8 protein-coding genes are annotated in these 9,121 nt (G+C 50.5%); 3 read left to right on the forward strand and 5 right to left on the reverse strand.

Annotated elements, in window-relative coordinates; genetic code table 11:
• The first annotated feature begins 297 nt into the window (after nt 1-297).
• The 3 genes from FCN78_RS10560 to rimI are packed head-to-tail and all read left to right on the forward strand — an operon-like array spanning nt 298 to nt 1,562.
• The gene (locus FCN78_RS10560; RefSeq protein WP_069362763.1) at nt 298-702 is read left to right on the forward strand and encodes a GNAT family N-acetyltransferase; all 405 of its coding nucleotides are present in this window, start codon (nt 298-300) and stop codon (nt 700-702) included.
• A gap of 13 nt (nt 703-715) precedes the next feature.
• Nucleotides 716-1,108, forward strand: a complete 393-nt coding sequence (locus FCN78_RS10565; RefSeq protein WP_069362762.1) for a DNA polymerase III subunit psi — start codon at nt 716-718, stop codon at nt 1,106-1,108.
• Entirely contained in the window at nt 1,101-1,562 is a 462-nt protein-coding gene (gene rimI, locus FCN78_RS10570) for a ribosomal protein S18-alanine N-acetyltransferase (protein WP_077659705.1), read from the forward strand. Before FCN78_RS10565 ends, rimI begins: the two co-directional genes overlap by 8 nt.
• Here the strand turns inward: rimI and FCN78_RS10575 are convergent.
• Genes FCN78_RS10575 through FCN78_RS10595 form a run of 5 tightly spaced genes read right to left on the reverse strand, consistent with a single transcriptional unit; the run spans nt 1,559 to nt 9,118 of the window.
• Nucleotides 1,559-3,508, reverse strand: coding sequence for a bifunctional diguanylate cyclase/phosphodiesterase (locus FCN78_RS10575; protein WP_077659704.1), 1,950 nt, complete (start codon nt 3,506-3,508; stop codon nt 1,559-1,561). The two genes, rimI and FCN78_RS10575, sit on opposite strands and share 4 nt — an antisense overlap.
• A gap of 37 nt (nt 3,509-3,545) precedes the next feature.
• A complete protein-coding gene (locus FCN78_RS10580; RefSeq protein ID WP_077659703.1) occupies nt 3,546-4,148 on the reverse strand; it encodes an OmpA family protein in 603 nt (200 codons plus the stop codon).
• Nucleotides 4,145-5,536 carry a TolC family outer membrane protein gene (locus FCN78_RS10585; RefSeq protein WP_235607608.1) on the reverse strand — a complete coding sequence of 464 codons (1,392 nt, stop codon included), beginning with the start codon at nt 5,534-5,536 and terminating at the stop codon, nt 4,145-4,147. Before FCN78_RS10585 ends, FCN78_RS10580 begins: the two co-directional genes overlap by 4 nt.
• 25 nt (nt 5,537-5,561) lie before the next feature.
• Nucleotides 5,562-6,956: an HlyD family type I secretion periplasmic adaptor subunit gene (locus FCN78_RS10590; RefSeq protein WP_069362758.1), complete on the reverse strand. Its 1,395-nt coding sequence runs from the start codon at nt 6,954-6,956 to the stop codon at nt 5,562-5,564.
• Complete coding sequence (locus FCN78_RS10595) at nt 6,956-9,118, reverse strand: type I secretion system permease/ATPase (protein WP_069362757.1); 2,163 nt, start codon at nt 9,116-9,118, stop codon at nt 6,956-6,958. The genes FCN78_RS10590 and FCN78_RS10595 overlap by 1 nt, the downstream gene beginning before the upstream one ends.
• Nucleotides 9,119-9,121 lie beyond the last annotated feature (3 nt).

Raw genomic sequence — 9,121 nt, forward strand, 5'->3', positions numbered from 1 at the left:
ATTGGCGAGGCAAACGTCTCATATATTAGACACTTTTAACTTTGTTGTCAGTAGCACTTTATGAGGCACGCGTCATGGGTTCAAGCTTTTCTCACTATATACCGCATATTTTACTGTAAAAATAGATAAAGGACTCAAAATCAGCAAACAGGGGAGACTGTGTCGCCATATTGCACAATTTGCTGACTATTTATGCATTTAGCTGCGTAAGCATCAAACACAAACCGCAGTCACCTCTTGCACGGGATCGGGAATCCGTTATTCTGGCTACACCATTTAATAACCACGACCTCTGTGATGATGATTCGTACAGAAGCGCCCGCCGACCTGGTTCGGTTAGACGGTTGGTGGCGAGAGACGCTCATGCGTCCCGTGCAAGCCGATCAGCTTCAACAGCTGCGCGAAACGGGACAGATATCGCTTTCTCTCCTGGCGACCGATGATATGGGAGAGATATTAGGGCACATTGCCGTCACCGACGCTCAAACCGCCAATAACACCCAAGAAATTACGTTATGGCATAGCCCAGATGCAAACTTGGTGATGCCGCTGTTAGACGAGGCTGAGTCTACCTTGTTTGAACTGGGCTATAGTCTGTTAAAAATTGCCCCCAGTGACGCCGCCGAACAGGCCGAGTTTGCCCCCTTATACCCGGACGATATTTGGTGGTATAAACAGCTCACCGCCGCGACGTCAACGTGAGAGTCAGCCAACTATGTTAACGGATATCCAGCGTTTACAAGCCATGGATCTCGATGTGTGGCAATTGCGACACCCAGAAATCTACGGCCGTGAGCAAGAAGTGATCCAATTGCCTGACCACTGCCAACTCTTGCTGGTTTGTGATCACACTCTCAGTGATCAAGATGCGTGGCTATTTGGCAACATCCTAAAAAGCATGAAATTAAATGCCGAACAGGCTCGCCAACTTCCCCATGCTGCGTTGCCAGCCCTTGGCGAACATCACCTTAGCTGGTGTTGGTATATTGGCTCTGTTGAGGTGATTGTCGATGGCGTGAAAAGCTTGTATTCACAGCCTTTAGCGCAGATGCACGATAACCCTGCGGCTAAGCGCGATCTTTGGCGTCAAATTTGTCAGTATGAGTGATTATCAGATTACCCCACTTGATCACGACGATGTTGTGGCGATCGCCGCCATTGAGCAGCGCGCCCACCTCTTTCCATGGTCAGCCGCACAACTGGCGGTTTCGTCTCATCAGTTTGACCATCACTACGTACTGCGCTTGACCACCGCTCCCTCATGTATCATCGGTTATTTTTATACACGCTGTATCGCGGGTGAAGCCGAGCTGTTGAATATTGCTATCGATCCGGATTATCAGGGACAAGGGTGGGGATGGATACTTTTAAACGGGATGATAACGACACTACGTCATGCTGGGGCGGACAGTATTTGGCTAGAGGTAAGAGAGAGTAACATGCCTGCCAAAGCACTTTATCAAAAGCATGGTTTCCAAGTAGTTCACCGCCGGCAACAGTATTACCGCTGTGCCGACGGCTGTCGTGAAGATGCGTGGATAATGGAAAAACGACTCCCCTAGTCGCGACGCTCGTGACCACCGTGCGCGTGGTCACTATCAAGCCGAATGGGAGGGAGAATATATCCCTGGTACCCGTGGCAGCCCAACTGATGAAAATACTGATGCTGCTCTGATTGCTCAATGCCCGTAGCAATCACCTTAATCTCTCGAGACGCGGCAATATTCACCAACATGCGAATGAACACATCGTCAACATCGCTCGAGGGCTGGCCAAAGCCAATATCGAGCTTCACGTAGTCTGGGTCTATATTTTTAATATAATCGACATTATCCATATCACGCCCAAAGTGATCGACGCCGACCTCAAAGTCTTGCTCTCGAATAATCTCAAACAACGCTCGGCATGCCTGAGGCTCTTGGTGCACTGCCATTTCGCTCACTTCAAACGTCAACTTATTGGCCAAGTAGGTTTTTAACAAAAAGTTTTGTAACCAATCATGGAAGGCTTGGCTTTTAACACTTTCTAACGTCAGGTTGACCGCTAACTTATCCGTAATAGGGTTAGCTTTTGCGTATTCATCAATCCTAGTCAGCACATACTTATCAAACTCTTCACCCAATGCGTACATTGAAATACGGTTCAACAATTGACCCGCAGCCAGCCAACTCTCATCCACCCAAAGGTGGGCATACACTTCTTGGTGCCAATTATGTTGATTATCGCGATGGCGAACCGGCTGGGCATAAAGCGCGAGCGGATTTTTATTCAGCGCATCCAGTAATATCTGCCGCCATTGCTCTCGAGTACGACTGTCAGCTTGCTCGTCAGAAGGCCAGAAATAGACGTCACCTTGGCGCTTAGCCTGTTGTAAGGCATTATCCGCTTTGGCCATGAGGCTGGCCGTATCATCTGTACATGTTTTCGCTAAACCAAGATGAAACCCTTGGTTGACGGGCAAGGCAATATGCTCCAGCTCTTGGTTTATCGCGCGCAACAGTTGCCTCAAGTAGCGACGCACTAAGTGCTCTTCATCAATTGTCAGCAGTATCGCGATCTCGTTATGACTTAGACGCGCCACTAATTGATGGCTTTGCGCCAGCTCCCCTTGTGTTAACGCTTCTCCTAGCAAGCGCCAACACTGATCACGATATTGGTAACCATAACGTGCGCGCAGTCGCGATAACCAAGAGACTTCGATGAGCACGAGCGTACAACCCACGCCGTCTTTTATGTAACTTTGCAACTGATGCTGGAAGTAGCCTCGGTTAGGTAATCTTGAGACAGGATCAACCATCAATTTATCGCGCAAGCGTGCCAACTCGTCTTGTTGTGATTGCTGCACTTTGGCAACTTGCTGACCGGCAAGGTTAAACGCACTTTGTAAAGCCACCAAATCATTGACACGCGTCTTGGCTCGCGCAGGGTGGAAATCACCATGACCTAATGCTTTCAACCGTTTTCGTAGCTCACCCAGTGGAGCCGTCACGCGAAGGAACATGACCGAGGCCCCCAAGCTTATCAGTACACTCACTGCCATTAACCCCAATACGAGCTGTAAAAGTCGACTCCATAGGGCTTCAATGTGACGCTGCGGCGCGATGGCGATGGTCAATTGTGCTAACTGAGTCCAGCCATTGGTTACCGAGACAGATCGGGTACGGGTTGTGAGCCCCGTCAGTTGTATAAACCACCCCGGTGCATCCAGAACCGGAGAGTCGGACTCCCACACTTGACGATCTCCCGAGAGCATCGGCTTGACAACAATACTCTCCACCTGAGGCATGGTGATAAAGTGAGAAACCAGTTTATTGAGCCTTTGCGTGTCGCCCTGTTCAAGTACCACAGGTAACGCCTCTGCGAGTGACTGGCTTAATAAGCGTGAGTGTTGCTGCTGCTCTCGGTCTATCTGTTGTACGCCAAAATGAAAAACCACTGCCGTGGTCACCAAAAGGATGACCACGGCAGCGGTTATGACAAACGAGAGCACACGTTGATGGAGCGTCATTCCACGCCTCTGTTCATGTCTAGGTTATCGCGCTGAACTATTGCTCTTCTGACGAGTATATCGTCCATCGTTTCTCCGTTACCCCATGTTCGCCTGACACAAATGCTATCACACGGCGATTCTGTTCATTCGCTCTGTCACTCTCGTCATCAATCAACGGTTGGGTTTCCCCAAACCCTTGGGCATCCACACGATTTTTGTCAATATAAAACTGTGTCACTAGCACATTGGCAATGGCTTCCGCCCGTCGCTGAGACAGCGCCATGTTGTATTCTGCATTGCCCACTTTACTCGCATGACCCTCTATCGTCACCCTGGCTTTGGGGTAACGGCGCATAAAGTCCGCAAGGCGGCGAATATCCGCATACTGCTCTTCACGAACCTGGGCAGACGCAGTGGCAAACTGAACGTTGAGTTCAAACGCCTCTTGTTCGATACGCTCACTTGGGCACCCCTCATTGTTCACCTTGGCTTGTTCAACACTATCACCACATTGATCTCGCGCGGCAATCACACCGTCTTTATCGCTATCCGTTAAATCACGACGTTGCGTCACAGTGTCTTCCATGGGTTGAACAGCTTGTGGGGCACAGCCACCAAGCAATAGCCCAGTGATTAAAACGATGACTAGCTGTTTCATTGTTCACGCTCCTGGCCCGTCAAAGACTCTGTATCCCAACTTGCAGGCATATCGACCCGTAAGGAGGCTAAAAGCTCCCCTGTTGCGTTCAAAATACGATACTGCGCATAACGTTCGTCCGCTTCTTTACTCAGGTACTCGCGGCGTGTTTCAAACAGCTCATTTTGCGAGTCAAGCACATCCAACAAAGTACGGGCATTCAAGCGAAATTCTTCGCGATAGGCATCACGCGTATCGGTCGCCGCCTCGACATGTTGACGCATAAAATCGCGTTGCTGCTCAAGATAGGTGCGGGCATTCCAAGCCAGTTTCGCGCCTTCAATCACATCACGATGCGCCATTTCATTAATTTCACGCGCTTCGATAGTCTGGTAAGCCGTTTGTCGTTCACGTGCTCGGTCAGCGCCACCATTAAATAAGTTGTAACGCATGCGCACCATGGCTTGGACATTATTATTCTCGCCACCGACATCTGGCGGACCGGCACCGTCTTCTCCCCCGACATTGTCGTTCCAGTTGGCGTCTACTTCTAAGTTGAACTCAGGTAAGTAAGCCGCACGCGAGCCATCACGGGCCGCATTCGCCGCCGCAATATCCGCTTGTGCAGAGCGCAACCTTGGATGTTTTTCTAGGGCTCGCGCCATCAATGTATCCAATGATGATGGTAGCATCGCCTCATCAGGCCTTGGTAGGTGAAGATTCTCCGGCGTCGCCCCCACCATTTTGGTAAACGTACTACGCGCGTCCGCTAAATTATTACGTGCAGACATTAAATTAGCGTTCGCACGCGCTAAGCGCCCTGTGACCTGTGATAAGTCACTGGCTTTGGCAAACCCACCTTCGTTACTTTCTTTGATGGCATCATAAATCTCTTGGTGGTTCTCCAAGTTTTTCTCCGCCAGTGTGACCACCTCATCGGCGACAAGCACATCTAGGTATACTTTTGCCACCTCTAACGCCTTGTCTTCAGCGGTCGCGATCAGTGCCCACTGTTCAGCCGTCGCCTCATTCTCGGTGCGAGAGACCTCGTTTTGCGTACGGAAACCATCGAAAAGTACCTGACGCAACGACACGCCCAGCTCACGGCGCGTCAAGTCAACCTCATCGTCAGTGGTCGTGTCACGACGTGTCGCGGGGGTATCGGTGCGCTCCCAGCCCACGCCTGCCGTTGCATCCAGTGTGGGATAATAGCCGGCTTCGGCTTGCTCGATAGCCTGTTCTCTGGCTTTATACCTTGCAAACGCTTGACGGATCTGCGGATGAGATTCCAAAGAGCGCGCCACCGCTTGCTCTAAGGTTTGCGACATGGCTGCCGGCGAGCTTAAGCTCATTGCCAGGATAAGCGTCGCAACACGCTTTTTTTTGACCACATGCGAGAAATTCAGCACGTTATTGCTCCTATTAGTCTATTTCTCAGCGCTCACGTAATGCGTTTTCTTTTGCTCGTAAGATAGGATTAAGTATGTATTCCAGTACTGTCCGCTTGCCGGTTATAATATCCACCGACGTCAACATGCCAGGGATAATCGGCATCGGTGTGCCATCTTCCCTGGTTAAGTGTGATGATTCCGTTCTTATCCGTACTAAATAAAAGCTATTGCCTTCTTCATCCTGCGTCGTATCGGCACTTATATGCTCGACGGTGCCGTCCAGGCCGCCATAACGGGTAAAGTCATAGGCGGTCACCTTCACAACGGCGGGTAACCCCGGATGCAGGAACGCAATATCCTTTGGCAAAATTTTTACTTCGACGAGCAGCTGATCTTCTGTCGGCACAATTTCAATCACATCTTCGCCCGGGTCAACAACCCCACCGAGGGTATTGATATGTATTGTTTTCACCGTGCCATTAACCGGAGAGGTGATAACCGCTTTATTCACCTTGTCTTGAGCACCCACTTTCGCTTCTGTTAATCGAGATAGCCGCGCTTCCGTTTCACTCAGTTTAGCGCGTGTTTCGCTGATAAATTGCAAAGCAGCTTCGCGGCGTTTCAATATCGCTTCATCCAATGAGGCTTTTATCTTTGGCCGTGAAAGCTTTAAGTTGGTTAGCTCACCGTCCATATCATTGATCTGTCTCTCTAGTTTGAGAAGTTCCACTTCTGAGACAATCTTCTTTTCCACCAAAGGACGTGTGATATTGATCTCACGCTGCATAATTGACATCGAGTTGGTCAAGGTTTTTATCTTAGAGGCGACCTCTTCCAGCGCTTGCCTTTTTTGTACGATTTGACGCGCTTGGATCTCTAATTGGTTGCTGAGACTCTCTAGTCGACTGCGGTATTCCGATTTTTGTCGCGCGACCAAATTCGGTTTTCTGCTGGTTAATTCGTTAGGAAATGTCATCGAGCGCATGGTGACATCGATCTGTTGTTGCCACGGCTTACTGGCCGGCTGTAGCGTGACACTGTCAAGCTCATGGTACATCCGCGTCACCGACGCGCGCAGGCTATCGACCTCTTGCTCTTGCTGAGCCAGATCGGAGCGAAACCGCGTATCATCAATACGCGCCAAGGGCATGCCTTTTTCAACCAGCTGACCCTCATCGACATACATCGCCTGTAAAATACCGCCATCCAGGCTCTGGATAAGTTGAACATGGGAGGGAGGAATAACTTTGCCATTACCACGGGTGACACGATCAAGCTCAGCAAAGGCGGCCCAGACAATAAAACTGACGATAAGGAGCAAGGCCACCCAAACCACCGCTCGGTATTTAAGTGGCGTGTCTGTCATCATGGCGCCATAAACATCATCGACCATGTCGAGATCAGTGGGTTGACTCGTTTTTTTAACCGGCTTGCCCATTACACACTTCCCTTGTTGAGCTTGCTCAACACCTTATCGCGCGGGCCATCCATCACAATACGACCTTTATCCATCACAATCACACGCTGCGCCATGTTAAGGAGGGCCATATTGTGTGTCACCATCACCAGTGTTCGTGACTTGGCTGCGACCTCCATCGCTTTAATAAACTGGTTTTCGGCGTGTGCATCTAGGCTAGCCGTCGGCTCATCCATCACCAGCATGGGGGGTTCGTTAAGTAATGCTCGCGCCAAGGAAACCGCTTGCCGTTGGCCACGAGACAGTCTTTCACCGCGCTCCCCGACTTGTTTATCTAAGCCTTCATGATCTTGCGCAGTAAACAAGCTCACGCCTGACAGCTGAACCGCACGCATCAGTTGGTGCTCAGTCACCTGGCGCGTCCCAAACATGATGTTTTCGCGAATAGTGCCGTGGAACAGCGTCACATCCTGCGCCAAATAGCCCACGTTGCGACGCAGGTCTGAAGGGTGTATCTGGCGACTATCAACGCCATCAAACCGCAGGCTACCTTGGTGGGGCTGAAAAAGCCCCGCCAACAGCTTCAATAAGGTGGTTTTTCCCGAGCCATTCTTCCCCAAGATAGCAATCACTTCGCCCGGTTGAATCCGAAAGTTAAGTGGGTACAGCGCAGGCTTTTCCGTCTCTGGATAATTAAAGGCTAGGTTATCGGCACTGAGTTCACCTTTAAGGCGCTTGCGACTGACAAGGTGCCCTTTATCGGCAAATTCGTCTTCTTGCTCCATCATCGCATTCAGCTGCCGGAGCGAGGTGCTAGTTTGATTCCAACGGTTGAGTAAGCTGGCCATTTGCGCCATCGGTGACACCGCGCGACTAGAGAGCATCACTGCCGCGATGATCCCACCCATGGAAATGTCGCCATCCGCCACCCGGTATACCCCCAGGATCACCACGGCAATCGCCATCATCTGGGTGATGAAGGTGGCAATGTAAGAAACATTGTTGGTGATTTGTTTGACTTTAAAGTTCCAATTCGCCGTATGCGCGGTCATTTGTTGCCAGCTACGCTGTACAATCCCTTCCGCCCCACTGGCTTTAACGCCCTCTAACGCCGAGAGGCTTTCTATCAAGTGGCCATGGCGTTCGGAGGCGTACTTGTTACTCTCTTCAATAGCGGCACGCAGTTTGGGCTGCACGGAAATGGTATAACCCAAAATCAATAAACCAGCCACAACCGGGACGATCGCGAGATCCCCAGCCACCAAATAGATAATAGCGACAAAGAAAACGGCAAAGGGTAGGTCCACTAAGGTGGTGATGGTGGCTGAGGTCAGCATATCGCGTACCGAGTCAAACTCACCCAGTTGCTTTGCGGTTGCACCGACACTGTTTCCTCGGTTAACGAGCGGTGTCCCCATCAGCCGCGCGAACAGACGGGAGGAGACGATAATGTCAACCTTTTTTCCCGCCATATCAATCATATACGAACGAAGCTTGCGCATTAAAAAATCAAAGCAATAAGCAAGCGTCGCGCCACTGGCTAACACCCACAAGGACTCAAACGCCAAATTAGGGACGATTTTGTCGTAGACGTTCATCACGAAAAGCGGCGAGACCAGCGCGAATAAATTTACCAGCACAGAGGCTAATAACGCATCACGATAGATAGGTGCCGCGTCTTTAACCGTTTGCCAGAACCAATGGATCTTATTGTCATGCAGATGTAAGTCGACTGATTGATCGCCGCGGTACTGGCGCTTGATCAAAAAGCAGTAGCCCACATACATCGACTCGAGCGCTTCGAGCTGCATGGTTTGTTCACCACCATTTTCTGGAAGCTGAATTAATGCAGTACCGGCTTCATTATCGATCTCACGTAATACACAGGCTTTTTGATCCGCTAACAGTATCACGCAAGGGAGCAATAGCGGCCCTAAATTATCCAAATTACGGCGTGACAAGCGTGCAGCAAGGCCCGCTCGACCCGCCGCTTGCGGAAACATATCCGGGGTAAGTAGTGCATTGGTCATCGGCAGACCCGCGACCAACGCATCACCCGAACAAGGTGTACCATAGTGTTCGGTAAGCAATACCAAACAATCCAGCAAGGGATCGTCGGTAGGCTGCTCACCCGCGGCTATCTTCCATTGCACGGATTGATTGTTATTTGATTGGTCAGTCACTTA

The organism is Salinivibrio kushneri (genome assembly GCF_005280275.1).
Taxonomy (GTDB): domain Bacteria; phylum Pseudomonadota; class Gammaproteobacteria; order Enterobacterales; family Vibrionaceae; genus Salinivibrio; species Salinivibrio kushneri.

Coding starts and splice junctions, on each gene's coding strand:
- rimI (WP_077659705.1), top strand. CDS start 1,101: ATGAGTGATTATCAGATTACCCCACTTGATCACGACGATGTTGTGGCG.
- FCN78_RS10560 (WP_069362763.1), top strand. CDS start 298: ATGATGATTCGTACAGAAGCGCCCGCCGACCTGGTTCGGTTAGACGGT.
- FCN78_RS10575 (WP_077659704.1), bottom strand. CDS start 3,508: ATGACGCTCCATCAACGTGTGCTCTCGTTTGTCATAACCGCTGCCGTG.
- FCN78_RS10565 (WP_069362762.1), top strand. CDS start 716: ATGTTAACGGATATCCAGCGTTTACAAGCCATGGATCTCGATGTGTGG.
- FCN78_RS10590 (WP_069362758.1), bottom strand. CDS start 6,956: ATGGGCAAGCCGGTTAAAAAAACGAGTCAACCCACTGATCTCGACATG.
- FCN78_RS10580 (WP_077659703.1), bottom strand. CDS start 4,148: ATGAAACAGCTAGTCATCGTTTTAATCACTGGGCTATTGCTTGGTGGC.